The organism is Candidatus Pantoea multigeneris, assembly GCF_011752615.1.
Lineage (GTDB): Bacteria > Pseudomonadota > Gammaproteobacteria > Enterobacterales > Enterobacteriaceae > Pantoea > Pantoea multigeneris.
The window spans coordinates 385,350-411,677 of the sequence record NZ_VWXF01000004.1 but is presented as its reverse complement, the minus strand read 5'-3'; the positions used below and the strand labels follow the sequence as shown (position 1 = coordinate 411,677).

Below are 26,328 nucleotides of genomic sequence, written 5' to 3'. Positions count from 1 at the left end.
CGGAGAAGATGATAATGCGTAATCAACAGGTTTCCTCACGGGGTATCTGGCGTCTGGCGCTGATCGGCGCATTCACAAAACTCGATCCTCGCGTCCAGTATCGTAATCCTGTGATGTTTGTGGTGTATCTGGGCAGCATTTTGACCACCTTGCTGGCGGTTGGTGTGTTGCCGGGTTCAGCACAGGGTCAAACCGGCTTTACTGCGGCGATCTCCGCGTGGCTGTGGTTCACCGTGCTGTTTGCCAACTTTGCGGAAGCACTGGCGGAAGGGAGAAGCAAAGCGCAGGCGGAGAGCCTGAAAGGCATCAAGCGCACCAGTTGGGCGAAGAAACTGGCATCACCAGAGCGTGATGCCACAGCGGAAAAAGTGGCAGCAGACGCGCTGCGCAAAGGCGACTATGTGCTGGTTGAAGCCGGGGACATTATTCCCTGTGACGGGGAAGTGCTGGCGGGAGGGGCTTCGGTTGATGAAAGCGCCATTACCGGTGAGTCTGCCCCGGTGATTCGCGAATCCGGCGGGGATTTTGCTTCGGTCACGGGCGGTACGCGCATTTTGTCTGACTGGCTGGTGATCCAGTGCAGCGTCAACCCCGGCGAAACCTTCCTGGACCGGATGATCGCGATGGTGGAGGGCGCTCAGCGCCGGAAAACCCCCAACGAGATTGCACTGAACATTCTGCTGGTGTCGCTGACTATCGTCTTCTTGCTGGCAACCGCGACCTTGTGGCCTTTCTCAGCCTGGGGCGGCACCGCCGTCAGCATTACGGTACTGGTGGCGTTGCTGGTCTGTCTGATTCCTACCACCATCGGTGCTTTGCTCTCGGCCATCGGTATTGCAGGCATGAGCCGTATGCTGGGTGCCAATGTGATTGCCACCAGTGGGCGCGCCGTAGAAGCAGCGGGTGACGTCGATGTGCTGCTGATGGATAAAACCGGCACCATTACGCTGGGCAATCGCCAGGCGAGTGAATTTCTCCCTGTACGCAACGTGGAGGAACAGGCGCTGGCAAATGCTGCACAGCTGGCTTCCCTCGCCGATGAGACACCGGAAGGGCGCAGCATCGTGGTGTTGGCGAAGCAGAAGTTCAACCTGCGCGAGCGCGATCTGCAAAGCCTGAATGCCACTTTTATCCCGTTCACCGCACAGACACGCATGAGTGGCGTTAACGTCGGGGCGCAAATGTTACGCAAGGGCGCCGTGGATGCCATACGCCGTCATGTGGAAAGCAACGGGGGCATCTTCCCAGGCGAAGTGGATGACCTGGTGAGTCGCGTCGCACGTAAAGGCGAAACGCCGCTGGTGGTGGCGGAAGGCAATACGGTGATGGGCGTGGTCGCCCTGAAGGATATTGTCAAAGGCGGCATCAAAGAGCGCTTTGCTGAGCTGCGCAAAATGGGGATTAAAACGGTGATGGTCACCGGTGACAACCCGCTAACCGCCGCCGCCATTGCCGCTGAGGCGGGGGTTGATGACTTCTTATCCGAAGCGACCCCGGAAGCCAAACTGGCGTTGATCCGACAGTATCAGGCGGAAGGTCGGATGGTGGCGATGACCGGCGATGGCACCAACGATGCCCCAGCGTTGGCGCAGGCGGATGTCGCCGTGGCGATGAACTCAGGAACCCAGGCAGCTAAAGAGGCCGGGAACATGGTCGATCTCGACTCCAACCCGACGAAATTGCTGGAAGTCGTACACATCGGCAAGCAGATGCTGATGACGCGGGGCTCGCTCACTACCTTTAGTATCGCTAACGATGTGGCGAAGTATTTTGCCATCATCCCGGCGGCCTTTGCGGTGACGTATCCGCAATTAAATACGCTGAATGTGATGCACCTGCATTCGCCTACCTCGGCGATTCTGTCAGCGGTGATTTTCAATGCGCTGATCATCGTGCTGCTGATCCCGCTCGCCCTGAAAGGCGTGAGCTATCGCCCGATGCCCGCGGCGGCGTTGCTGCGCCGCAATCTGTGGCTCTATGGTGTCGGCGGATTAGTGGTGCCGTTTATTGGCATTAAGGTGATCGACATTTTGCTGACCCTGCTGGGTCTGGTGTAAGGAGTAACGTCATGCAACTGTTTAGACCGGCTATTTCACTGTTTATTTTGCTGACGCTGGTGCTGGGCGGCGCTTATCCGCTGTTAACCACCGGACTGGCGCAGTGGTGGTTTCCGCAATCGGCTAATGGCTCCCTGTTAGCGGTTAAAGGGGAGCTGCGCGGTTCGAGTTTGATTGGGCAAGATTTTACCGCTGCGGGCTACTTCCACGGGCGCCCCTCCGCCACGGGAGACAAGCCCTACAACGGATTAGCCTCCTCCGGCAGCAACCTGGCGGTGAGCAACCCGGCCCTCGACCAGGCGATCAGCCAGCGCGTTGCGGCATTGCGCCAGGCGAATCCGCAAGCCAGCGCTACCGTGCCGGTTGAGCTCGTGACGGCTTCAGCCAGCGGCCTGGATCCACACCTCTCACCGGAGGCTGCGCTGTGGCAATTACCCCGCGTGGCACAGGCGCGCCATCTGCCCGAACAGCAGGTGCGTGAATTGATTGAAGCCAACACGCAACGTCCGCTGTTATATTTTCTGGGTGAGCCTGTGGTCAATGTGCTGCAACTCAATATGGCCCTGGATGCATTAACTCAACCCTGAGAACAGCAATGACTGATGAACCACTACGTCCCGATCCTGATCGCCTGTTAGCGCAGGCTGATTCAGAAGGCCGGGGGAAATTGAAAATTTACTTCGGCGCGTGTGCGGGTGTCGGTAAAACCTGGTCGATGTTGCAGGAGGCACGGCGCTTACGGGCGCAGGGGTTGGACGTTCTGGTCGGGGTCGTGGAGACACATGGCCGTCAGGATACGGCGGCCCTGGTCGAAGGGTTAGAACTCTTGCCGCGTAAAGCCAGTAGCCGGAGCCATCATCAGGAATTTGATCTGGATGCGGCACTGGCGCGGCATCCCGCCGTCATTCTGATGGATGAACTGGCGCACTCCAATCTGCGCGGTGCCCGTCATCCCAAACGTTGGCAGGATATTGAAGAGCTGCTCAATGCGGGCATTGATGTGCTGACCACCGTTAACGTGCAGCATCTGGAGAGCCTGAACGATGTGGTCAGCGGCGTAACCGGAATTCGGGTGCGGGAAACCGTGCCCGATCCCTTCTTTGATGCCGCAGATGAAGTGGTGCTGGTAGATTTACCGCCAGACGACCTGCGCCAGCGTTTAAAAGAGGGCAAAGTCTATGTGGGCGATCGTGCAGAACGCGCGATTGAAAACTTCTTCCGCAAAGGCAATCTGTTTGCCCTGCGTGAGCTGGCGTTGCGACGTACCGCTGACCGGGTTGACGATCAAATTCGCGCCTGGCGCGATGCCAGTGGACGGGAAGAGAAGGTCTGGCACACCCGTGATGCGATTTTGCTCTGTATTGGTAGCGGCACCGGCAGCGAAAAGCTGGTACGCATCGCGGCGCGACTGGCGGCAAGGCTGGGCAGTGAATGGCATGCCATCACCATTGAAACACCTTCACTCTATCGCCGTGGCGAAGCACAGCGTCGCCAGACCTTGCGAACCCTACAGCTGGCTCAGGATCTGGGGGCTGAAACCGCCACTCTGGCCGATCCCGATGAAGCAGAAGCGGCACTGCGCTACGCGCGCGAACATAACCTGGGAAAAATTATTGTGGGTCGTCCCGCCAGTCGTCGCTGGCGTGCCGGGCATCGTTTTGCCAACCGGCTGAGTCGCCTTGGCCCGGATCTGGATCTGATGGTGGTGGCGCTGGACGATCTTGCAGTTAAGACGCAACGTGCCAGTGAAAGCCGACCTAACAGTGAGAAAGTCCGACAGAAATTGCAAGGCTCTCTGGCTGCGGCCGCGTTGTGCGCACTGATTACGCTGTTATGTAAAACCGTGCTGCCAGACTTTTCGCCGATCAATCTGGTGATGATCTATCTGCTTGGCGTGGTGTTGATCGCGATGGGCTTTGGTCGCTTGCCTTCGGTGGTCGCCTCATTACTCAATATCGTGGCGTTTGACCTGTTTTTTGTCGCGCCGGAGGGGACATTCGCCGTCAGCGATGCGCAGTATCTGGTGACATTTAGCGTGATGCTGGTGGTGGGGGTGATCACCGGGAATCTCACCGCAGGCATGCGCTACCAGGCTCGTGTAGCACGCTATCGTGAGCAACGCGCCCAATACTTGTATGAGTTGACCGCCGGACTGAGCCGGGTGCGTAAAACCAGTGACATTGCTGATGTTTGCCAGCGAGTGGTGAGCAATGCGTTGTTTGCGCGCTGTGAAATCTGGCTACCTGATGAGCACGGTGTGCTGCAACCGCCGGTCACGCGCAGCCTGATCACCGTCCCGGATGCCGCCATCACGCGCTGGAGTTTTGAGAATGGTCAGGTGGCCGGGGCAGGAACGGATACGCTGCCCGGCGTGCCCTATAAAATTCTGCCGCTGTTCTCCTCCCATCATCAGCATGGCCTGTTGATTATTGAGCCGGAGAATCTGCGCAATTTACTCATCCCCGAGCAGCAACGGCTGTTAAATACCTTTGTGATTCAGATTGCAGGCGCACTGGACCGACTGGTACTCACCCGGCGCGAGCAGGTGTCTCGCCTGACGGCAGAGCGGGAAGAGCTGCGTAATTCACTGCTGGCGGGGCTGTCACACGATCTGCGCACGCCGTTAACGGTGCTGTTTGGCCAGGCTGAAATCCTGACGTTGGATCTCTCCAGCGAAGGATCAAAATATGCTCCTCAGGCCAGTGAAATGCGGATGCAGACGCTGAGCACTATTCGTCTGGTGAATAACATGCTGGATATGGCACGTATTGAAGCGGATGGCTTCCGTCCGCAAAGTGACTGGGTTTCACTGGAGGAGGTGGTGGGAAGCGCATTGAAATCGCTGGAGATGCTGCTGCCCAGAGGCCAGGTTCAACTGGATCTCCCGCCAGAAACCCTGTTAGTGCAGGGGGATGGCCCACTACTGGAACGGGTGGTGGTGAATTTGCTGGAGAATGCAGTCAAATATGCCGGTCATGAGGGTAAGCCGATTGGCATTCGCGCCTGGCGATCTGGCGAAGAGATTAAGCTGACGGTGTGGGATCAAGGCCCTGGTCTGCCACCAGGCCGTGAACAGCAGCTGTTTGAAAAATTCGCACGGGGTCAGCATGAATCTTCCGTACCCGGTGTCGGCATGGGACTGGCGCTGTGCAAGGCGATTGTCACGCTGCATAAAGGGACGATCGTGGCGGCTAACCGGCCTGAAGGAGGAGCCAGCTTTACAATAACGCTACCGGCATCGGCTTTACCTGAGCTGGAAGAAGAGCTGCCCTGGTGATAAACCCTCAAGAAAATGAGATCCACGTCACATATTTTGGCTAAATTAAACCGCACTTAAACGCGGTTTAATTTCTTTGCTAATCATTTAGCGTTTCTCGCTCGGTGATATTTCCCTGCATTTATTCATGCTTTAAACGCGATATTTTTCTTTAAGGTAATGTTATTTAAAAAGTAAATATCTCATCCCTTTTTACGTCCATTTTGAAAATATTCTTTGCCGGTATTATCACGCGGTGCGATATATAACCTGACCGAAATTTACATTTATTGACACCAATGTAACAACTGTGTAACTTTTTGCACTCCTTTCTTTCATGCTTTTCATGATGTTACACATGGAGATATCATGGTCAGTGATCCATCTGGGGCAGGCAAAAGTTCTGCACTTAATACAACAATCAGAGTGATATTTTTTATATTGGCGCTGGTATCCGGCGCGATTATGGCTTACGGCGGCGTTAAGCTTATTTCGCTTGGCGGCTCCTGGTATTATCTGCTGGCGGGTGTGGCTTACATTATTTTGGCCATTCTTTTTCTGCGTAAAAATGCCCGTGCGGCAACGCTCTCTACTGCTGTCTTTGTACTGACCGTTATTTGGTCACTGTATGAAGTGAAGGCGCTTATTTACTGGGATCTGCTGCCGCGCCTGGTGGTGCCAGCGCTGCTGTTCCTGCTCAGTTTGTTAATCCCCGCGACGCAAAAAAACGCTGCACCGGCATGCCGCCGTTGGGCGGGCCTGGGGGCAGGCGGCGTCTTTGTGGCACTGATTGCAACGCTGATTGCGGCCTTCTTCCCACACGGTGAAATTCATAACGCACCGGCTGCCACCAGCACCGACCTGAACGTGCCAACCGAAGAAGCGTCCAACGCGGACCAGGACTGGCGCTTTATCAGCCGTAGCGCCAGCGGCACACGCTATGTGCCACTGAACCAGATCACCCCAGAAAACGTTAATCAACTGAAAGTCGCCTGGACTTACCACACCGGTCGCCGCCTTACTGGTCCGGCAATTGGCGTTGACGAAAATACGCCAATTCAGATTGGTGCGGTGCTGTACACCTGTACACCAGAGAACAAAATTGCGGCGGTGAACGCGGACACGGGTAAAGCGATTTGGGAGTTTGATCCCCACGCCCGCACCCTGGAGCACGTGACTTGCCGTAGCGTGGGGTATTACGACTACGACCAGGATGACTCGCTGAGCGCGGAGCAGAAAGCGGCCTACACGGCGGCCATCTGTCGTCAACGCATCATCGTGACTACCGTTGACGCGCGCCTGCTGGCTCTGGATGCGCACAGCGGTCAGCTGTGTGAAAACTTCGGTCAGAACGGCATCGTTAATCTGCAAAACGGCATCGGCGATACCGCCAACAGCCGCCGCTATCACCCGTCAAGTGTGCCGGTGATCATGGGCCACCTGACCGTCTTCGGTACCTGGATCCGCGACGTCACGCTGGATGAGCCTTCAGGCGTACTGCGTGCTTATGATGTGCGTGATGGCTCACTGGCATGGGCGTGGGACGTGGGCGCGATTGAAGGCCTTAATCACACGCCGGGGCAATATACCCTGAGCACCCCGAACGTGTGGGCAATCCCGACGTTTGATAAGCAGTTGAATCAGGTCTACGTTGCGACCGGTAATGGCCCACCAGACTACTGGGGCGGCGACCGCAATGCGGCAAAAGAGAAATACGGCTCCTCGGTGATCGCCATTGATGCCAGCACCGGTAAAACCAACTGGGTTTATCAGACGGTACACCATGATATCTGGGATTATGATCTGCCGTCTCAGCCGGTGATGTACCCCATGAAGAATGAGCAGGGTGAAGTGGTGCCTGCGCTGATTCAGACCAGCAAAATGGGTGAGATCTTTGTACTGGACCGCCGTACCGGTAAGCCCGTCAGTAAGGTGGAAGAGCGCCCAGTACCGACTTCACCCGCAGGTAAAGACGAGCGCCTGTCACCGACTCAGCCTTTCTCGGTGGATATGCCAACCATTGGCCTTGAAAAGCTGAATGAGCAAAAGATGTGGGGAATGACCACCTTTGATCAGCTCTACTGCCGCATTCTGTTTAAATCTGCGCTTTACTCCGGTATTTATCAGCCGAACAGCGAGAAAACCTACCTGGAATACCCGGCCACCATGGGCGGTATGAACTGGGGTGGTGTGACGATCAATGAAAAAACCGGGATGCTGTTTGTTAACGATATCCGTCTCGGTATGTTGATGGCGTTGAAGACCAAAGAGCAGGCCAAGGGTCAGGAAGCCTCACTGAATGAAGTGCCGCAGTGGGCAGGGACGATCCGTCCACAAATTGCCGGGCCTTATGTTGGTGTGCGCATGGATAACTTTGCTTCGTTCCTGCAAGTTCCTTGTCAGCACCCTCCGTTTGGTACCATGACGGCGATTAACCTGAATACCAAGCAAATTGCATGGCAGGTTCCGGCGGGCACCGTGGAAGACACCGGCCCACTGGGCGTCAAAACCCACCTGCCAATTCCGGTCGGCATGCCAACGCTGGGCGGACCCACTGCAACGCAGTCCGGCCTGCTGTTCTTCGCGGGCACCCAGGACAACTACCTGCGTGCTATCGATCAGAACACCGGTAAAACCGTGTGGAAAGCGCGTCTGCCGCAGGGCGCAACGGCAACTCCACTGATCTACCGTTCACCGGCCACTGGTAAAGAGTATGTGGTGATCTCCGCAGGCGGAGCGGCTCACTCGCCGGATGTGGGTGATTCCCTTATCGCCTACGCATTACCGTAACCTTCTGATATAAAAAGGCCCCTTGGATTCTCCAGGGGGCCTTTTTTACGTTAAGGCAGAGTGCAAAGCAGGGCTTTAATCAGAACGGTCCCCACTTAATCGCCACACCGATAACCAGCATGATGACGCAGATAACAAACCAGACCGCGATCAACGGAGCAATAAAGCGCAGCCACTTTCCATAGGAAACACCTGCGGTCGCCAGCACTGCCATTAACACGCCTGATGTTGGGCTGATGCAGTTAACGATACCTTCCCCCAGTAACACCGTTTGTACCATGACCTGTCGTGTCAGACCGAGGTTGTCACCCAGTGGGGAGAAAATCGGTACCAACAGGGCTGATTCGCCAGAGCCGGATGAAATGCCGAAGTGCATCAGTGCCGCGCTAATAAACATACCTATCGCCGCCAGCGTAGGGGGAACCGGAGCCAGCAGTTCCGACAAGAAACCTACAATCGGATCGAGGATATGTCCCTGTTGCAGCACCACGGAAATCGCACTTGCCATTCCCACAATGAAGCCACCTTTAACCAGCCCGGAGCAGCCGTGCAGGAAGGTGTTGGCAATTTGCGAGCCTGACATACGCCCGAGTAAACCGACCACAATCGCCAGCACGACAAACATGGCTGACATCTCATTGGTGCCCCATTGTGCCCGCACTGCACCGGTAATAAAGATGGCCAGTGCCAGCACACAGGTCAGTAGAATGACTTTATGACGCGGTGTCACGACCGCCAACTGCGGATCGGAAGCTTCCAGCTTAGGTCGTAAATTGCCCTCACGGCGACTACGACGAAAAGCCCAAATCATGTAAATCACGGCCGTCAGGATAAACAGCAGGAAGGTTAACCCACGCAGCAACATGCCAGAAAACAGCGGCAGTTGCGCCAGGTGTTGCGTCAGGCCGGTGGTGGTGGGGCCAAGCACCGCCACGTTGAAACCAGCGGCACAGCTGAGATAAACCAGTGAAGCACCCAACATCGGCGACAGCCCGAGCGAGCGCGCTACCAGCAACCCAATCGGTACAAATGCCACTACAGCATTGACCACGGCACCGGTGGTCCCCAGCAGGGCAAAGATCGCAGCGAAGATAATAATGATGCGCGTATCGCTGAGATGGGTACTGCGCGCCAGGGCATTTAAAGCCGTTGCGATAGCGCCAGTGGATTCCACCACGGCCAGCACGCCGCCAGTAAACAGGATCAGGAAAATGATTGGGGCTGACTTCTCCATCCCTGAAACAATCGCCATAAAGATATCCTGCGGGTAGACACCGGCCTGGGGTACATCGTGCAGGCTGCCTTTGACCGCAAAACGAATACCTTCCCGCGCAACGTAATCAAATGCGCCAGCGGGAATAATCCAGGTCGCGATGGCCGCGATGATCAACATGGCAAACAGCAGCAGATAGGGGCTTTGACCTACGGCTTTGGTCGTTGGAGCGGCAGGGTGATTTATTGCTGACACATATCCTCCCCACTTTCTCCCAGAATGATCCCTGCGAGCAGCGCGGCACGCGGCACAACATCGTCCAGGTAGATATGCTCATTACGCGCGTGGATCCCGACGCCGCTTGCGCCCAGGCCATCCAGCGTGGCGATACCCAAGGCGGCGGTGAAGTTACCATCACTGCCACCGCCAACGCTTTTGCCCTCAATGTTGAAGCCTAGAGTGTTAGCGACTTGCTGGGCGCGTTCAAGCAACAGACGTGATGCCGCCGTTTGTTCCATTGGCGGTCGGGTCTGCCCTCCGCTTAATGTCAGGCTGATGCCAGGCATCACCGGTTGAATAGCCGTGATGATTTCATGCAAACGCTGTGCTTCAGCGGCACTGGTGGTACGCGTATCAATGCCTAGTTCTGCGCGATCAGCAACGACGTTGGTGCGGCTGCCGCCATTGGCGATACCGACGTTCACCGTGGTACCGCGCGCGGGATCGTTCAGGCCATGTAAGAACAGCACCTGATGTGCCATCTCCTGCACAGCACTGATCCCCTCTTCGGGATTGTTGCCCGCGTGAGCGGCCAAACCCACAATCGCCAGCTGATACTGGCCCGAGCCTTTACGGGCGACTTTCAGGTTGCCACTGCCGACTTCGGCCGGTTCGACCACCAGCACATATTCAGACCCCTCGGCCTGACGGGAAATCCACTGATGTGAGCTGGGGCTGCCAATTTCTTCATCGCTGTTACACAAGAAGACGATGCGATTGTCGCCCAATAGTTGCAGCTGTTGCAGCGCGCGCACTGCCCAAATAGCCTGAACCAGACCGGCTTTCATATCCAGTACGCCCGGACCGTAGAGTTTGCCGTCCTCTTCCCGCATCACCAGATCGCCATGATCCCACACGGTATCAAAGTGACCGAGCAGCGTGATTTGTGGGCCACTGTTCCCGAGGGTGAACTTCAGATGGTCCCCCTGAACCGGCTGGGGGTCCACCACTGCGCTAAGGCCAAGACGTTGCTGGAAAATCTCCTGCAAGACCTGACCACAGCGATCAACGGCGGCTTTATCGCCAGAAGGCGATTCAGCACTGACCAGACGGCGAATGTCGGCGAAAATTTCATCGCGATGGTGTTGTAAATAATCAGTAATATTTTTCATTTTATAATGTTCCTGCCTTTGTCCAGCAGCCAGTATGCGCAGAATTTAACTGCTGAAACAGAGGGGCAGAATGGTAGTATTGTTGCTCTCAGGGCAACAGATAGGCAAAAAGTATGACGTTGGGCAACTATCCGGAAAAATCGATAAGTTATTTATATGAAGTCGGTGAGCAGGGTGGAATTCGTCGCGCTGCGGATATGCTAGGCGTTAACCCTTCGGTGATTAGCCGCCAACTCTCTGCGCTGGAACGCATGTTGCAGCTACCGCTACTGGAGCGGCGTGGTAGGAATGTTGTGTTAACCGAAGCCGGTAAATTACTGGCCGAAGATTATGCCCAAACCAGCCAGCGCCGACGCCTGCTGGAAGGGCAACTGCGCGATTTACGCCATATGCGCGGCGGTAGCGTCAGCCTGCGTATAGGGCAGGGCATGGTCGAGGAGGTGGTAGGGCAAGTTTTACGCACCTTTTCTCAGGCTTATCCGGCGGTGTTCCTGGATATCTCTTCGGGTGACATGCAGACCACGGTGGATCTGATTGCGCGTGGCGATGTTGATATGGCCGTTGGCTTCGGCACCACCGGGCCTGCCGGGCTTAAAAGCCAGAGCTACCCGCGTGGTCCGATTTGCGCGATAGTGACACCCGATCACCCCATTGCGGCTCTGGATAAAGTCAGTGTGGCTGAACTCGCCAACCACCGGCTGATCGGCATGAGCGACAATTTTGGTTTGCAGCGTTATATCTACGCCATTTTCAACAGTGAAGATATTTTGTTCAACCCGGCCTACAGCTGTAATTTATTTTCCAGCGCTATCGCGCTGAGCCAGGCGGGACTTGGCGTCGCATTCATGACGGCGCAGGCCGTGAAACCTTCGCTATTACAGGGGGAGCTAGTTGCGGTGCCTATAGACAACCGGATTGCGCGTGAAAGTCAGTGCCATCTGCTGCGCAGCGCTGACCATCGCTTTACCCCTGCCGCCAGTTATTTGTGGCAGTTGCTGTGCCATTTTTACAATGACAGCCGTTGAAGCCTGGTGAAAGACCCACCCTGCAAGGTGGGCCAACAAAGGGACGCCGTTAGCGCTTCCTGACAACTCACTGCTTTTTATGGCGGCTGCAATAATCAGAACAGCGCAATCTGGACATCAAGACCGGCCGTACGTCCTTGATTCACCTGCGCATACGCGCTGCCCGCCTGCACGAAGCCGTAGGTGCGATACCGGCGGTCAAACACGTTATCCAGATAAGCAGATACCGTCACGCGATCCGTTGCTTGCCAGCCGAGTCGAAGATCGGTAGTGCTATAGCTGCCCTGACGTAGGGTGTTATCGCCATCAAAGTACTGTGGCCCTGTCAGGTTTATCGCTGCACGCGGCATCAGTGCTCCCCAGGCAGTATTAATGGTCCCGGTCACACTGGTACTTCCGGCAAAGCGTGGCACGAACGGCACGCGTTGACCTGCATAGTTCTCGCTGCCACCGGCAAAGGTAGAGTGGACATAGTTACCGTCAATCGCCCAGCGCCAGCCCGGCGCGAACTGCCAACTGGCACTGGCTTCAGCACCGGTTGCGTCGGCTTTACCGGCATTCGATAAAGTCTGATAACCCACCGGACCAGAATAGAGCTGAAGATTGCGGGTATGGGTATAGAACAGCGCTCCTGCCAACGTGATATCACGGCTCTCATAGCGACTTCCCAGTTCATAGTTCAGGGATTTCTCTGCGGCATACGCCTGTGCGGCAGTGAAAGCTGTTGGGGTGTAACTGAATCCGGCAGGTTTGTAGCCCTGCGCAATTCGCCCATACAGACGCCATGCCTCATTCAACTGATAGCCAGCCGAGACCTGGCCCAGGAGCTGGTTATCACTCTCTTGATTGCGGTCGCCCCATGGGATACCGCCTGAAGTACCGCTGTACCCTGTCTTAGCGCGATCGTGTGAGACACGCAGCCCGCCACCCAGATCGAATGCATCTGTGATATGCCAGGTGAGATCGCTATAGGCTGCCAGGGTTTCTGACGACGTAGCGGCAACGGTGCTCAGATAAGGCGTGCTCGCAAGCCGGTAGGCAGAGTCCAGTGATTCATGTATCGCTTCACGATAAAGTCCAAATACGGCATCCAGGCTGCTGTTGCCCCGAGTTGCCGCGCGGATCTCCTGGACGTTTTGATTCCAGCGCTCCGGGATGCTGGCAGTGAGATAAGAGTAAGGGAACTCGCGCTGATACTGCTGTTGCTGCCAGGCCCCTACCACGCTAAAAATCCAGTTATCGGTGGTGAGTTTACCGCTCAGGGACTGGCTATGGGTGCAGCGGCGCAGATAGGGATCGCTACCCCCAGCCAGCACATCCAGGGTACGGCTTTTCACCTGGTTGTAAGGCACGTAGGTGTCCTGCGTGGCATGAGTACACTCTTCGGTCAGTGACGCATTAAGTTCCCAGGGTTGATTATCGGGTGCCAGACGCAGTTTCACGTTGCCGGCATTCATCCGGGAACCGCCGAGGTGATCGCTCCCGGTCGCAGGGTTGGTCATACTGCCCTGATCAACCTGACGTAACAGGGTTGCACTGCCGTACAGTAACCCATCCTGAATCGGGCCGCTGACATTGAGTTTACTGTGGTAGCCGTCACGGCTCGCATAGCCGCCTTCAATGTAGCCGCGTGCTGTGCTGTCAGGTTGATGCGTCACGATATTGATGACGCCCCCCTGCGCGCTACGGCCATAAAGCGTTCCTTGTGGGCCGCGTAACATCTCTACGCTGGACACGTCCAGCAGCGGAGCCATCGCGTAAGTGGAGAGCTGTGGTACGCCATCAACATAAACACTGACGGCCGGATTGTAATAGTCCGAAGCAGAAGAGATCCCGCGTAGCGAAATCGTCTGGAAAATCAGGCTACCACTGTTGCCGGTTTGCAGTCCGGGCAACACACGGCTGAGTTGGTCAGTGCGACTGACGTTGGCCTCAGCCAGCGTGCTTTCATCCACGGTCACCAGCGCTACGTTGCGCGAGGAGGCAGCCTTCGCAGTTTGTTTACTGGCACTGACCACCAGCGTGTCATCGTTAGCGTTCTCGGCACTGGCAGAACAGGAGACAGCTAAGGCACTGAGGATGGCAAAAGTGAGAGGTTTGAACTGCATGCTGGGTTCCCTGTAATCAAAACGAGTCAGCGCAGATTACGAGCCAGTGCGCAAAAAGAGGTTGCACAGCACGGTACAAAATTGCACGATAAAGTTAAATAAAAATCATTATCATTAGCGTGGTTTGAAGAGTGGCGCAGGCACATCAACAGGTTCTTCAGCATCCCGGTATTACGTGTGTCCAGCTTGATCGTATCTCGCTGATCGCCGTTCAGACTACGCTGCAGCAGGATGTGGTGTTAGAGGGTGAAAATCAGTCACACCTGTCACTGGTGCTTATCGCCCAGGGGGCAGGGCATTTTTGCCTGGAAAACCAGCGCATACGTCACTTTGAAGCTGACATGATGCTGCTCTCCTGTTCCCGCTTTCCCTGTCGTGGTACCGACTTTTTTCCTCGTCATTATCTGTATGACATGGTGATAATTAACTTTCCCGTCAATATGTTACCGGTGCTGGAATCCGCCGGGATAGATACCGGCTGTCGTGGCGGCCAGGTCTTTTCAGCCCAGGCCGGAGAAGCGTTACAGGCGCTGCAAAGCGCGATCGTACAGGCTATGCGTGACACCAGCGCCCTGGGGCGATTGCACCTTGAGAGCCTGTTACTTTCAGCGCTTTGTAGCAGTGTTCGCACCGTGCAACAGCAACTGGAGCTGGCCCAGCGCCAGACCCCCATGTTTACCCGAGACCGCCAGCGCCTGATCCTGGCACGGGACTATATCCGACAACATGCGACACAGCCGTTGGAACTGGAGGAGGTGGCGCGCCAGGCGGGCATCAATCAACAAACGCTGAAACGCGGATTTCGTACCCTGTTTGCCATCACACCCTGGCAATACGTGATGCAGTGTCGGCTGGAAGCGGCAGAAAGGATGATAAGCCAGGGAGCACTGTCACTGGATGAGATCGCCAGCCAGTGTGGCTTCTCCCATGCAAGCCACCTCAGTCGCCTGTTTCAGCGCCAGTATGGTCAAACACCGGGCCGCTATCGCCGTCAATACGGGACGTTATAAGCTGCCTGTCACCCTGTGAAAATCTGCCGATTTGCCCCTTCCCTGGCGTGGGAAAAAGAGATTGCCTCGCAAATAAAACTGATTATCATTTTCATGTGTAAATTTTCTGCCGCCTGAGAGTGTGATGCGTTGACCCAGTCGATTGCACTTTTTGACGGTGAATCTTCAGTGACCCGGTTCAAGGGAGCATGAAAATGTCGAAGGATGTGATCGATACCAGCCAGTGGCCGCTGGTGCACTACGTGATGCCAGACCAGGTAAATGCTGAGGAGGCAACGGCGCATATTCAGGCGCTGCAGCAGGTTCTGGATCGCCGTGAGCCCTTTGTGCTGATTTTTTCTGGCGTTGAGCTGCCGCAGAATTCTGCCGAGTTCTTTCGTCAGTACAAAGCCTGGGGAAAAGCGACGCGGCATGCGCAGGCGCTCTACTGTTGTGGGGCGGTGAGGGTGGAGCCAGATGCAGCGAAGCGACAATCTTTATGGCGTAAAGCGCTGCGCTATCTTACCAGCCGTGCCATTCCCTATCCTTACCAGGTGGTGGCAACGTCAGAAGAAGCTGAACAGCAGGCGAAACAGTGGCTGAGAGGGAAGGTATGAGCCAACCTGCTGCTCCCAAAGGAAGCTGGAAAGATCTGCGGTCATTGATACGTGGCGAAGAACCCCACTTACTGATGGCATTTGGCCTTACCGTGCTGGCAGCGATCAGTGAACTCATCCCTTATGGGATCCTGTGGCTGTCTGTCCAAACTCACGATCCCGCAGAGGCGTTAGTGCCGCTGGCGGGCCTGTTATTTCTGGCATTACTGGTGAAATATGCGCTGTTAACGGGCGGCGGCTACTTTAGCCATCTGGTGGCGTTTCGCGTGTTGTATCAGACCCGCATACGGCTTGCCCATGCGTTAAGCCGCCTGCCGCTGCTGACGCTCAACCGTTACAGCAGCGCTGAACTGCGTAACACCTTGCTCAACGACGTGGAGAGGATGGAGAATTTCATTGCTCACCACAGTGTCGATATCGTGTCTGCGCTGCTCAGCCCTTTGGTGGCCGCACTGTTTCTGTTCTGGCTGGACTGGCAATTGGCACTGGCGGCGTTGATCACGATCCCACTGGCGATCATCGCGCAAAAAGTGGCTACTCGGGGGATGCAGGCGCGTATTGCTGCCTATCAGCAAGCCTCTGCTGAACTGGATAGTGCCACCATTGAGTATGTGCGCGGTGTCCCGGTGATGAAGGCTTTCCAGCAATCCGCGCAGGCTTTCCATTTATTGCATCAAAGACTTAACGCCTATCAGACCTTGGTGGCGTCATTTACGCGTCGTGCGGTGCCAGGGTGGTCGGTCTTTGTGGTTTTACTCAACGCTAACCTGTTTATCTTGCTGCCTTTGGGTCTCTGGCGCGTGCAGCAGGGGAACCTGACCCTGGTGCAGCTGATTCTGGCGATTGTGCTCGGTAGCGGCCTGCTAAAGCCGCTGCTTCGGGTCACCTTTCTCAGCAGTATGCTGGGGGAAATGTTCAGCGGCGTGGGGCGAATTACCGCGCTGTTGCATAATCAAGTCCCCTCGGGAGCGGCGCAGCCCGGCAGTGGGTTGCTGGAAATGAAGGATGTCAGCTTTAACTTTGGTGAACGTTCCGTGATTAATAAAGTGTCACTGACGTTTGCGCCGGGAAATTTCTATGCGCTGATCGGCCCTTCGGGCGCAGGAAAATCAACGATTGCCTGGCTGCTTTCCGGCTTACTCCCGGCAAGTCACGGGAGTCTGACGCTGGGCGGTGTACCCATAGCGGACCTCAGTGATGAAACCCGTGCCCGGCACATTGCCGTAGTGAGTCAGGACGTTTTTCTGCTACAGGGCACGCTCGCCGATAACCTACGTCTCGGCGCTGAAGATGCAACCGATGAAGCATTATGGCAGGCATTACGGCTCGCACAGGCAGAAGCCTGGGTCCGCACGTTACCGCAAGGGCTGGAATCTCCGGTGGGTGAGCGGGGTGTGACGTTGTCAGGCGGTGAGCGACAGCGCATTGCCATAGCACGCGCTTTGCTGGTTAATCCGACCATATTAATTCTCGATGAGGCAACAGCCTTTGCCGATGCGGTAACCGAGCGCCGTTTTTACCAGACGTTACGATCCGAGCGGCCTGACACCACGGTATTAACCATCGCGCACCGCCTGTATGCGGTGCAACAGGCAGAACTGATCCTGCTGGAGAACGGACAGGTTACAGCCCAGGCCCGTCATGAAGAACTGCTGGCGCACAATGCGACTTATCAGGCGCTGTGGCACAGTCAGTTTACCCTTGCGCAGTGGCATATTCGTGAGCAGGAGACTTCCCATGTCGCTGGTTAAACAGCTGTTTAAACACCCCTCATCGGGCCGTCGGCAAGTGCTGCGCGGCATCGTTTTTCGCATCATCGCGCAGGTGGGGAATGTACTGCCGTTTTTCATTGCCTGGTGGGCGATTAAACGCGTGATTGCTCAGCAAACCGATGCGTTGTTCTGGTGGCAGTTGCCGGCAAGTTTAAGTGCCTGTCTGGTCATGCAGTTACTGTTCTCTCATTTTGGTCAGTTGAACTGTTTTCTTGGCAGTTATCAGTTGCTTCATGGTGTGCGGGAAGCCAGTGCGGAACGCGTGCGGCATTTGCCGCTGGGGTATTTTCAACAGCAGCGGCTGGGTGAAACCAGTACGCTTTTAACCGATGCCATGCGCCGCGTAGAGGAGATCTTCTCGCACCTGCTGCCAGAAGTGATCACCGGCCTCGCCACGGCAGTGCTTTTTTTACTGGCGCTGGCCTGGGTGGATTATCGCCTGACGCTGGCCCTGATCGTGCCTATTCCGCTGGGGCTGTTGGTGATGTTATGGCTCGGCCCCAAACTGTTGGCGGGCACTGCGCAACAGGGCCAGCGTTTTGCCACAGCCTCGGGGTTATTGCTGGAGTTTGTCAGTGGCATCAGAACGTTACGGCTGTTTAACCGCTCGCGGAGTCTGTTGGATCAGTTGGATACTCAGTTCAGAGCCATTCACCGTGCCAGTATGGGCATTGAAGCCTTGGGTGGAGCAGGTGTGCTGGCGTTCAGGCTGCTTACCGAGTGTGGTGTCGTGGTGCTTTTTTTACTGGCGTCACACTTCTTCCAACTGGGTAGCCTGAGTTTCATCACGTGGCTGCTGTTTGTGCTGGTAGCATTTAAAGTGCTCGATCCGCTGCTGGAGATCGCCACCTACTTCACTCTGCTTCGTGTCATGCGTCAGTCCGCAAAAAAAATTACCGCGCTGCTGGAAAGGCCGTGCATGCCCGAGTTGGCCAGCACCGAACCGCCGTCGCGTAATGACATTGATTTTCGCCATGTCAGCTTTGCTTATGATGACCAGCCCGTGTTGAAAGATATCAGTTTTCACGCACCGCAAGGCAGCGTGACCGCGCTGGTGGGGCGCTCAGGCAGTGGCAAAAGCACACTGTTACATCTGCTGGGCGGATTCTGGCAGCCGCAACAAGGCACCATTACGCTAGGCAGTGCCCCGGTGGACCAACTGGGGAGTCAGCTACTCTATTCCCGGCTGGGGTTTGTATTTCAGGACGTGCAGCTGTTTGACGGCAGCGTGCTGGAGAATGTGCGCATAGGCAAGCCTGGGGCAAGTGATGAGGCAGTGATGGATGCCTGCCGCGCTGCAAACTGCGAAGCCTTTATCCAGCAGCTACCTCAGGGTTATCACACCTCGCTGGGTGAGGCCGCACAGCGACTGAGCGGTGGCGAAAAGCAGCGCCTTTCTATTGCCAGGGCGATGTTAAAAGATGCGCCGGTTTTGCTGTTGGATGAAGCCACTGCGCTGCTCGATCCCTTGTCTCAATCCCAGGTACAGCATGCGCTAACCCGGCTAGCACGCAATAAAACGGTGATTATGGTGGCGCATCGACTGCGCACCGTAGAGTTTGCCGAACAAATCCTGGTGATGGACAACGGCTGTATTGTCCAGCGTGGTTCCCATGCCGCACTGATGGCCGAGCCTGGGTTATACCGGGAGCTGTGGCAGGCTCAGGAGGGAGTGTTGTTGCACAGTGACTAAACGACATCGCGGGGAGGTGGGGATTCCCACCCCGCAGGGTGGGAACGGACTTACCAGCAGACGAAACCACCGTCCACCAGCAGATCGACACCGGTGCAGTAGGATGCGGCATCGCTGGCGAGGAAGATCGCTGGGCCGGCCATCTCTTGTACTTTAGCCATACGCTGCATCGGGGTCTGGCTTTCGAACTCTTTGGTCTGATGAACCATTTCCGGACGGGTATTCATCGGGGTCGCGGTATAGCCTGGGCTAATGCTGTTGACGCGAATGTTTTTGTCGGTCCATTCCATTGCCAGACTTTTTGACAGATGGATCACACCCGCTTTAGAGCAGTTATAGTGGGCCTGCTCAAGACCACGGTTCACAATGACACCGGACATGGAAGCGATGTTGATGATCGAACCGCCACCGCTCTCCAGCATCAGTTCGGCTTCCGCCTTACAGGAGTTCCATACGCCAGTGAGGTTGATATCAATCACACGTTGCCACTGCTCTGACTCCATCTCCAGCGCCGGATTCGCGTTAGCAATGCCCGCTGCGTTGAGTGCTACGTCCAGACGACCAAAGCGGGTTTTGACCTCCGCGATGGCACGGCGCAGATCGTCGAGCTGACGCACATCACCGGCCACGGCAAAGGCTTCACCGCCCAGCGATTGAATATGTGTCACGGTTTCGCTCAGTCCACCGTCCTCACGCAGATCAAAACAGGCGACTTTCGCGCCAGCGCTGGCAAACGCACAGGCGATAGTCTGGCCGATACCGCTACCGGCGCCAGTGACGAAAGCGACGCGGCCTTGCAGACTAAACAGCTGTTGGGCGAACTCTTTGTTGACCATGTGAAACCTCGATAAAAAGTAGAATCTTGGGGCGCGGGCGGGCGTTATCACCGCCCGCGCCATCAGGAAAGACAATAAGCGCGACGTGCGGCTTAAGACATGATTAAGCCGCCATCCACATTGATGGTTTGCCCGGTGATATAGGCAGCATCGTCGGAGGCGAGGAACAGCACCAGCCCGGCGACATCTTTTGGCTTACCGGCACGTTTCAGCGGGATGTTCTGCACCCACTCTTCAATCAGCTCACCTTTCTGGTAGGTCTTCTCCGGCGTGCTGAGAATCTCACCCCAGACGCGGTCGTTGTAATCCCACATCTCGGTTTCAATGATGCCAGGGCAGAAGGCATTCACGGTGATGCTGTGTTTTGCCAGCTCCAGCGCCAGGCTTTGCGTAATACCAATCACCCCCATTTTGCTGGCGGCGTAGTGCGGGGTATAAATAAAGCCGACGCGTCCCTGTCCTGAAGAGGTGTTTATCAGGCGACCTGACTGCTGTTTCACCATGTATTTCGCCGCTTCGCGGCAGCACAACCACACGCCAGTGGTGTTCACCTGCAATACATCATCAAATTCTTTGCGTGTCATTTTGTCGAAGTGATCGATGGTGATGATGCCCGCGTTTTGAATCGACACATCCACCGAACCAAAGCTGTCATGCGCCAGCTTATACAGTGCAATCACCTGGTCTTCATTGGTCACATCGGCCTGAAACGGCACCACCTGGGTCTGATATTGCTGCCTCAGGCGCTCAGCGGTGTGGTTGATCTCCGCCGAATAGTCAGAAATCACCAGATTCGCGCCCGCAGCAGCAAAACGCTGTGCAATTCCTTCACCGATGCCACGCGCTGCGCCGGTAATGACCACTGTCTGATTTGCAAATGAATGACTCATAGCTCTGCCTTTAAATGTCGTGAGTTCAGAATTTGTGTACGGTACGTTCAACGGCGCGCTGCCATTCACGCCAGCGTTTTTGCAGGCGCGCATGGCGAGCCATATCCGGCTGGAAGCTGGCGTGCACGTAAAGAAGCTGTTTCAGTGCGTCGGTTGAGAGATGGTCATGGGCTTTGCGGGCTAATAACGCCGCGCCCACCGCGGAGAGCTCCGCCAGATCGCTACGCATTACGGGGCAACCCAGCAGGTCCGCCTGATACTGCATGAGCCAGTCGTTGCGGGTTGGGCCGCCATCGACCATTAGCGCGTTAAGGCTGAAATCTTTATGCTGGCGCATCGCGGCAATCACATCGGCAATCTGATAGGTGATGGATTCCAGGGCAGCACGAATTAAATGGGCGCGTTTCACGCCACGGCTCAGGCCACAAATCACGCCACGGGCGCTGTCATCCCAACGCGGCGCACCTAATCCGGTCAACGCCGGCACGAAATAGACGCCCAGCGTCGATTCAACTGAGGCGGGTAAGTCGCTTAATGCCTGATTCAACTCAGCTTCGGGTAATTCGCTTAAGCCGGTGCTGTCGGCCATCCAGGCAACGGCATCACCGGTATGTGAGATATTGCCTTCCAGGCCATAGATGATCTGCTCACCGTCATGCCAGGCGATGGTAGTGGCAAGGGCATGAATATCGGCCTGCGCGGAAGCTACCGGGGCCATCACGGACGAGCCCGTGCCATAGGTGGCTTTGACGCATCCGGCTTCACCCAGTGCATGCCCAAATAGCGCGGCATGGGAGTCGCCAATCATTGCCATGATCGGAATACCGTCAGGAATTTGCGCCAGGCCTTGTGTTACCCCGAACTTCCCACAGGAAGGGCGGACTTCAGGCAGTGCAGCCCGTGGGATCTGGAAAATGTCCAGCATGGTGTTGTCCCACTCGCCGCTGTGCAAATTAAACAGCTGAGTGCGGGAAGCGTTGGAGTAGTCGCAGCAGAATGCCGTGCCGCCGGTCAGGTTCCAGAGTAGCCAGCTATCAATGGTGCCAAGGCAGATCTCACCTTGTGCGGCCAGTTCAAAGCCATTCGGTACAGACTCCAACAGCCAGCGCATTTTGGCACCAGAGAACAGCGGTGCAATCGGTAGCCCGGTAACGGCTTTGATTTTGGCTTCTTGCTGGTCGCGACGTAACTGATCGCAAAACTCAGCGGTTCGGGAACACTGCCAGCTGATGGCCGCACCCAGCGGTTGCCCGCTGCTGCGATACCAGCCAATGGCCGTCTCACGTTGATTACTGATGGCTAACGCAGCCACGCGTTCAGCGCCTACCGCCTCAATGGCCTGGGCTAAAACCTGAACAGAAGCATTAATCAGCAGGCTACCAGACTGTTCAACCCAGCCTTCACGCGGTGTCTGAATAGACAGCGGCTGGGAGAATTTCGCCACCACATTTCCCGCAGCATCAAGCGCAATCGCTTTGGCGTTAGTGGTGCCTTCATCCAGCGCAATGATGATGTTTTTCTCTGCCGACATGCTGTTCTCCCGGTGACTGCGGCGAAGTACAGGCAAGATGAATACGGCCTGAGGCTCAGCGTATCTTGTCTGTGACAATGACACCGTGAGCGCGATAGCTGATTCCGCTTTGCCTTTTGAATATATATTCAGTGTTGATTATTTATTTAAATACGATACCCATAACCCGTCACGACAGCCACTGGCAAAAGTGCCAAATGTGTTGGTTATCACAGTTTGTTATCGGGCAGAGAGAGAACGGCTCGCAGAAAACAGAGCCGTTATTAATGGTAAGTCATTGATAATCAATGATAAATTGACGTTGTTTGCGACAACTGGTCAGGCGAAAGTGCTGATCAGGCTTCCAGCAGTAAGCGGGAAGTCGGGTAGTCGGTGATCAATACATCGATATAGCCACCCTGGAGTGCGCCTTTGATCGCAGCCACTTTGTGTTCTCCCCCCGCGAGGGCCACCACGGTGGCGCACTGTTTCACTTGATCTAACTCCATTCCGATCACCGGATCTTCCTCAGGCTGTAACACCGGGCGGCCAGATTGATCGTAGTAATGCAGGCAGATGTCACCGACCGCGCCCCGTTCAGCCAACACTTCCAGCTTGTCAGACTGATAATAGTTGCCGGAGGTTTTCAGTAACTGAGAAGGTTCGAGAATACCGATGCCGACAATCGCGATATCGACCTGATCAAACTGCGAAGTCACCAGAGTGACATCGTTACTGGCGCTGAGACGCGCTTTCTCTTCCATCGAGCCTTCAATGCTCTGTGCCGGCAGCAGGGCAGCAGGGCAGTTGAGCTGTTGCGCCAGCGTCTGTGTCAGGATGGTGGCCTGCACGTTGCCGTTTGGCCCGACTCCCCCCAACAGTTGGATCACGCCACGGGCTTTGAGGTTTTGCGCATGCACCTCATCAACCATGGCGCGAATGGTCTCACTCCATGAGGAGACGCCAATCAGATCGCTGGGACGCAGGCGCGTTTCCAGATAATGGGCTGCCGCAGATCCAATCGCGCGTTTGATGTTTTGCTCGCTTGCGCCATCCTCTACATCCACCACAATCGCCTGGCGAATGCCATAACGCGCCTCAATGCCTTTTTCGATGTTGAGAAAAATGTTTGAGGGCTGGACCACGCTGATCTTCACCAACCCCTCTTTCTGGCAGCGGGTGATGGCCCGTGAAACAAACGATTGTGACAACGACAGCATCTGTGCAATTTCAGACTGCTTAATCCCATCCAGATAGTAAAGAGTGGCAATCTTCACCAGAAGACGCTGTTCATCCTGCTTTGCCATGCGGTTCCTCAACTCATTATCGGGGCGCTCAGTATGTGCTGCCCGTTATCATACGCGAAAAATTGTCCCGCATTCCTGTGATGCAACTCTAACTTCTGTAGTTGGCTAATTTCAGTACTGGACAATCCCTGAGAGGTGATCGTACTATTTTGAATATAAAATCACACATGAATATTTATTCAGGGTGATAGTAGCCCAGCCGTTGTTAGTGAACAGGTGCCTGGACGACCCGCTTTACCAGGCACCTTTTTTTAACCAGCTGGAATAAATATTCAACTCGGAATAATCATTCGGAGGCATACGATGAACCCGTTCTCACTTTCCGTTGCGGAGCTGGAGAAGAAGGCACGCGCAGTGCGCCGCCATATAGTGACCCTGAACGCCAACAGCCCGGCTGGTGGGCACACTGGCGCAGACCTTTCCCAGGTTGAACTGCTGACCGCGCTCTACTTCCGCATTCTTAACTGTGCGCCCGATCGTCTGGAAGACAGCGAGCGCGATATTTACATCCAGTCTAAAGGTCATGCGGTGGGCTGCTACTACTGCGTACTGGCAGAAGCTGGCTTTATTCCCCTCGACTGGTTGCCAACCTACCAACACGGTAACTCGCATCTGCCCGGACACCCGGTACGCCAAAAAACCCCCGGCGTGGAACTGAATACCGGTGCCTTGGGCCACGGTTTCCCGGTTGCCGTTGGCTTGGCGCTGGCAGCAAAACGCGACAACAGCAAGCGCCGTATTTTCCTGATTACCGGTGACGGTGAACTGGCGGAAGGCAGTAACTGGGAAGCGGCGATGGCTGCGGCGCATTACAAACTGGACAACCTGATTGTCATTAATGACAAAAATGGCCTGCAACTGGCTGGCGCGACCAAAGACATCATGGCAACCGATCCGCTGGATGAGAAATGGCGTGCGTTTGGTATGGAAGTCAGTGAGTGCAAGGGCAACGACATGGCTTCAGTCGTTGAGACGCTAGAGAACCTGCCGCAGACCGGTAAACCGCATGTAGTGATTGCACACACCACCAAAGGGGCAGGCGTGTCGTTTATCGCCGGTAAACCTGAATGGCACCACCGTGTGCCGAAAGGTGATGAGATTGAGCTGGCGTTGAGTGAGCTGAAAGATCTGGTTGAAGAGGAGATGAAAAGTGAGTAACGCAGAACATCTGGCCACCGTGATGGTGAATGCCTTTATTGATGCAGTCGATCGCGGCGTGGATGTGGTGCCGGTGGTTGCAGACTCCACTTCAACTGCCAAAATCGCGCCTTTCATGCAGAAATTCCCAGGCCGCCTGGTGAACGTCGGCATTGCTGAACAGACGCTGGTTGGTGTGGCATCGGGCCTGGCGCTGGCGGGCAAAGTCGCAGTGACCTGTAATGCCGCACCGTTCCTGATTGCCCGTGCGAATGAGCAGGTCAAAGTGGACGTCTGCTACAACAACACCAACGTCAAACTGTTTGGTCTGAATGCCGGTGCCAGCTATGGCCCGCTGGCCAGTACCCACCATGCCATTGACGACATTGGAGTGATGCGCGGTTTCGGTAACATCCAGATTTTTGCGCCGTCCTCTCCGCTGGAGTGCCGCCAGATCATTGACTATGCCCTCGCGCATGTCGGTCCGGTTTATATCCGTCTTGACGGTAAAGCGCTGCCAGAACTGCACGATGAAAGCTATCAGTTCCAGCCGGGTGCTATCGACGTATTGCGTAGCGGTGATGAGATTGCGCTGGTGGCACTGGGCTCGACCGTACACGAAGCCGTGGATGCCGCCGCTCAGCTCGCTGACCTGGGCATTGCAGCTAAAGTCATCAGCCTGCCTTCGGTACGCCCGCTGGATCGTGATGCGCTTGCGGAAGCACTGAGTGGCTTCAAAGCGGTGATCACCGTGGAAGAACATAACATCAACGGCGGTGTGGGAAGCATTGTGGCGGAAGTGCTGGCAGAAAGTGGCGCGGGTGCACGTCTGAAACGCCTGGGGATTGCCGATGGTGATTATGCGATAGCCGCAGATCGCAAAGAGATGCGAGCCTGGCACGGCATTGATGCCGCGGGTGTGGTTAAGCAGGCCCAGGCGCTGTTGGCGCGCTAACGTTTGGTGGGGGAACCGGCGATGAATATGCGACAGCACGAGATTATCCGGTTGGTGAACCAGCACGGAAAAATGAGTGTCAGTGAGCTATCACATCTTACCGGCGTCTCTTATGTCACCATTCGCAACGATCTGAATTACCTGAGCGAGCGTGGCAACCTGCGCCGGGTGCATGGTTCCGCACTGGCGCTGGAAGGCAGCCACATTAAACAGCGGGTACGCGAAAACTTTTCCGCTAAAGAGGGCATCGCGGCCAGCGCCGCAGGCTTTATCGAGGACGGCGACAGCATTTATCTCGATGGTTGCAGTATCAACTACCTGTTGCTCAAACATCTGACGGAAAAGCGTCAGTTGACCATAGTGACGGCCAGCCAGGATCTGGTGATTGGGCTAAAAGGGACGTCGCACCGGGTGATTCTGGTGGGCGGCATACTGCAAAAAGGGATGGATGATGTGGTGGGTGACCTGGCTTGCCTGTGCATCAACCATTTAACCTTTAATAAAGCGTTTATCGGTATTAAAGGCTGGGACAAAAAACGGGGCTTCAGTGAAAGCGACAGCGCCCGCTGTGCGGTGAAAAACGCGGTGCTGGCTAAAGGGGTTGCCACCTGGTTTCTTGGCGAGGCCCGACGTTTCAGTCAGGTGCATGATTTCCCGTTGGCAGCGACCAGCGTGCCCGGTGCAGTGATCACAGATAATGCGCTGTCACCCAAGTATCGTGAGCTACTGGCGGCGCAACAGATAAAGCTAAGCATTGTCCATACGCCGCACTGAGTCAGACG

19 protein-coding genes are annotated in these 26,328 nt (G+C 55.7%); 12 read left to right on the top strand and 7 right to left on the bottom strand.

The window, feature by feature from the left end; all coding sequences use genetic code 11:
- The first annotated feature begins 8 nt into the window (after nt 1-8).
- The 4 genes from kdpB (at nt 9) to F3J40_RS12685 (ending at nt 8,103) form a co-directional block, all read left to right on the top strand.
- Nucleotides 9-2,057: a potassium-transporting ATPase subunit KdpB gene (gene kdpB, locus F3J40_RS12700; protein WP_370659863.1), complete on the top strand. Its 2,049-nt coding sequence runs from the start codon at nt 9-11 to the stop codon at nt 2,055-2,057.
- Between the two features lie 11 nt (nt 2,058-2,068).
- Nucleotides 2,069-2,644 carry a potassium-transporting ATPase subunit KdpC gene (gene kdpC, locus F3J40_RS12695; protein ID WP_167015120.1) on the top strand — a complete coding sequence of 192 codons (576 nt, stop codon included), beginning with the start codon at nt 2,069-2,071 and terminating at the stop codon, nt 2,642-2,644.
- Nucleotides 2,645-2,652: 8 nt separating this feature from the next.
- The gene (gene kdpD / locus F3J40_RS12690; RefSeq protein ID WP_167015118.1) at nt 2,653-5,334 is read left to right on the top strand and encodes a two-component system sensor histidine kinase KdpD; all 2,682 of its coding nucleotides are present in this window, start codon (nt 2,653-2,655) and stop codon (nt 5,332-5,334) included.
- A gap of 348 nt (nt 5,335-5,682) precedes the next feature.
- Nucleotides 5,683-8,103, top strand: coding sequence for a membrane-bound PQQ-dependent dehydrogenase, glucose/quinate/shikimate family (locus F3J40_RS12685; RefSeq protein ID WP_167015116.1), 2,421 nt, complete (start codon nt 5,683-5,685; stop codon nt 8,101-8,103).
- A gap of 79 nt (nt 8,104-8,182) precedes the next feature.
- Here F3J40_RS12685 and F3J40_RS12680 read toward each other — a convergent pair whose 3' ends face one another.
- The gene (locus F3J40_RS12680; protein WP_167015114.1) at nt 8,183-9,571 is read right to left on the bottom strand and encodes a Na+/H+ antiporter NhaC family protein; all 1,389 of its coding nucleotides are present in this window, start codon (nt 9,569-9,571) and stop codon (nt 8,183-8,185) included.
- Nucleotides 9,559-10,707, bottom strand: coding sequence for a M20 family metallopeptidase (locus tag F3J40_RS12675; RefSeq protein WP_167015112.1), 1,149 nt, complete (start codon nt 10,705-10,707; stop codon nt 9,559-9,561). Before F3J40_RS12675 ends, F3J40_RS12680 begins: the two co-directional genes overlap by 13 nt.
- A gap of 113 nt (nt 10,708-10,820) precedes the next feature.
- Between F3J40_RS12675 and F3J40_RS12670 the strand changes: the two genes are divergently transcribed.
- Complete coding sequence (locus tag F3J40_RS12670; protein ID WP_167015110.1) at nt 10,821-11,732, top strand: LysR family transcriptional regulator; 912 nt, start codon at nt 10,821-10,823, stop codon at nt 11,730-11,732.
- A gap of 95 nt (nt 11,733-11,827) precedes the next feature.
- Here the strand turns inward: F3J40_RS12670 and F3J40_RS12665 are convergent, their stop codons facing one another.
- A complete protein-coding gene (locus F3J40_RS12665) occupies nt 11,828-13,840 on the bottom strand; it encodes a TonB-dependent siderophore receptor (protein WP_167015108.1) in 2,013 nt (670 codons plus the stop codon).
- 131 nt (nt 13,841-13,971) lie between these two features.
- Here F3J40_RS12665 and F3J40_RS25190 point away from each other — a divergent pair, with 131 nt between their 5' ends.
- The 4 genes from F3J40_RS25190 (at nt 13,972) to F3J40_RS12645 (ending at nt 18,911) form a co-directional block, all read left to right on the top strand.
- Nucleotides 13,972-14,850 carry a helix-turn-helix domain-containing protein gene (locus F3J40_RS25190; RefSeq protein WP_167015107.1) on the top strand — a complete coding sequence of 293 codons (879 nt, stop codon included), beginning with the start codon at nt 13,972-13,974 and terminating at the stop codon, nt 14,848-14,850.
- A 194-nt stretch (nt 14,851-15,044) separates the two neighbouring features.
- The gene (locus F3J40_RS12655; RefSeq protein WP_167015105.1) at nt 15,045-15,446 is read left to right on the top strand and encodes a hypothetical protein; all 402 of its coding nucleotides are present in this window, start codon (nt 15,045-15,047) and stop codon (nt 15,444-15,446) included.
- Nucleotides 15,443-17,197, top strand: coding sequence for an ABC transporter ATP-binding protein (locus F3J40_RS12650; protein WP_167015103.1), 1,755 nt, complete (start codon nt 15,443-15,445; stop codon nt 17,195-17,197). Before F3J40_RS12655 ends, F3J40_RS12650 begins: the two co-directional genes overlap by 4 nt.
- A complete protein-coding gene (locus F3J40_RS12645) occupies nt 17,184-18,911 on the top strand; it encodes an ABC transporter ATP-binding protein (protein WP_167015101.1) in 1,728 nt (575 codons plus the stop codon). Before F3J40_RS12650 ends, F3J40_RS12645 begins: the two co-directional genes overlap by 14 nt.
- A 50-nt stretch (nt 18,912-18,961) precedes the next feature.
- Here F3J40_RS12645 and F3J40_RS12640 read toward each other — a convergent pair whose 3' ends face one another.
- The 4 genes from F3J40_RS12640 to F3J40_RS12625 all read right to left on the bottom strand — a co-directional run bounded on the left by F3J40_RS12640 (nt 18,962) and on the right by F3J40_RS12625 (nt 23,454).
- Nucleotides 18,962-19,747, bottom strand: a complete 786-nt coding sequence (locus F3J40_RS12640; protein WP_017346646.1) for an SDR family oxidoreductase — start codon at nt 19,745-19,747, stop codon at nt 18,962-18,964.
- Nucleotides 19,748-19,839: 92 nt separating this feature from the next.
- Entirely contained in the window at nt 19,840-20,637 is a 798-nt protein-coding gene (locus F3J40_RS12635; protein ID WP_017346647.1) for an SDR family oxidoreductase, read from the bottom strand.
- Nucleotides 20,638-20,662: 25 nt separating this feature from the next.
- Nucleotides 20,663-22,168 carry an FGGY family carbohydrate kinase gene (locus F3J40_RS12630; RefSeq protein ID WP_167015099.1) on the bottom strand — a complete coding sequence of 502 codons (1,506 nt, stop codon included), beginning with the start codon at nt 22,166-22,168 and terminating at the stop codon, nt 20,663-20,665.
- A gap of 335 nt (nt 22,169-22,503) precedes the next feature.
- Nucleotides 22,504-23,454, bottom strand: coding sequence for a sugar-binding transcriptional regulator (locus F3J40_RS12625; RefSeq protein WP_167015097.1), 951 nt, complete (start codon nt 23,452-23,454; stop codon nt 22,504-22,506).
- A gap of 303 nt (nt 23,455-23,757) precedes the next feature.
- Here F3J40_RS12625 and F3J40_RS12620 point away from each other — a divergent pair, with 303 nt between their 5' ends.
- The 3 genes from F3J40_RS12620 to F3J40_RS12610 are packed head-to-tail and all read left to right on the top strand — an operon-like array spanning nt 23,758 to nt 26,320.
- A complete protein-coding gene (locus F3J40_RS12620) occupies nt 23,758-24,612 on the top strand; it encodes a transketolase (protein ID WP_017346650.1) in 855 nt (284 codons plus the stop codon).
- A complete protein-coding gene (locus F3J40_RS12615) occupies nt 24,605-25,546 on the top strand; it encodes a transketolase family protein (protein WP_167015096.1) in 942 nt (313 codons plus the stop codon). The genes F3J40_RS12620 and F3J40_RS12615 overlap by 8 nt, the downstream gene beginning before the upstream one ends.
- Before the next feature lie 21 nt (nt 25,547-25,567).
- Nucleotides 25,568-26,320, top strand: a complete 753-nt coding sequence (locus F3J40_RS12610; protein WP_167015094.1) for a DeoR/GlpR family DNA-binding transcription regulator — start codon at nt 25,568-25,570, stop codon at nt 26,318-26,320.
- Nucleotides 26,321-26,328 lie beyond the last annotated feature (8 nt).

Excerpts from the sequence above, each read along its gene's own strand:
- kdpB (WP_370659863.1), top strand. The coding sequence starts at position 9 with ATGATAATGCGTAATCAACAGGTTTCCTCACGGGGTATCTGGCGTCTG.
- kdpC (WP_167015120.1), top strand. The coding sequence starts at position 2,069 with ATGCAACTGTTTAGACCGGCTATTTCACTGTTTATTTTGCTGACGCTG.
- kdpD (WP_167015118.1), top strand. The coding sequence starts at position 2,653 with ATGACTGATGAACCACTACGTCCCGATCCTGATCGCCTGTTAGCGCAG.
- F3J40_RS12685 (WP_167015116.1), top strand. The coding sequence starts at position 5,683 with ATGGTCAGTGATCCATCTGGGGCAGGCAAAAGTTCTGCACTTAATACA.
- F3J40_RS12675 (WP_167015112.1), bottom strand. The coding sequence starts at position 10,707 with ATGAAAAATATTACTGATTATTTACAACACCATCGCGATGAAATTTTC.
- F3J40_RS12670 (WP_167015110.1), top strand. The coding sequence starts at position 10,821 with ATGACGTTGGGCAACTATCCGGAAAAATCGATAAGTTATTTATATGAA.
- F3J40_RS12665 (WP_167015108.1), bottom strand. The coding sequence starts at position 13,840 with ATGCAGTTCAAACCTCTCACTTTTGCCATCCTCAGTGCCTTAGCTGTC.
- F3J40_RS12655 (WP_167015105.1), top strand. The coding sequence starts at position 15,045 with ATGTCGAAGGATGTGATCGATACCAGCCAGTGGCCGCTGGTGCACTAC.
- F3J40_RS12650 (WP_167015103.1), top strand. The coding sequence starts at position 15,443 with ATGAGCCAACCTGCTGCTCCCAAAGGAAGCTGGAAAGATCTGCGGTCA.
- F3J40_RS12645 (WP_167015101.1), top strand. The coding sequence starts at position 17,184 with ATGTCGCTGGTTAAACAGCTGTTTAAACACCCCTCATCGGGCCGTCGG.
- F3J40_RS12640 (WP_017346646.1), bottom strand. The coding sequence starts at position 19,747 with ATGGTCAACAAAGAGTTCGCCCAACAGCTGTTTAGTCTGCAAGGCCGC.
- F3J40_RS12635 (WP_017346647.1), bottom strand. The coding sequence starts at position 20,637 with ATGAGTCATTCATTTGCAAATCAGACAGTGGTCATTACCGGCGCAGCG.
- F3J40_RS12630 (WP_167015099.1), bottom strand. The coding sequence starts at position 22,168 with ATGTCGGCAGAGAAAAACATCATCATTGCGCTGGATGAAGGCACCACT.
- F3J40_RS12625 (WP_167015097.1), bottom strand. The coding sequence starts at position 23,454 with ATGGCAAAGCAGGATGAACAGCGTCTTCTGGTGAAGATTGCCACTCTT.
- F3J40_RS12620 (WP_017346650.1), top strand. The coding sequence starts at position 23,758 with ATGAACCCGTTCTCACTTTCCGTTGCGGAGCTGGAGAAGAAGGCACGC.
- F3J40_RS12610 (WP_167015094.1), top strand. The coding sequence starts at position 25,568 with ATGAATATGCGACAGCACGAGATTATCCGGTTGGTGAACCAGCACGGA.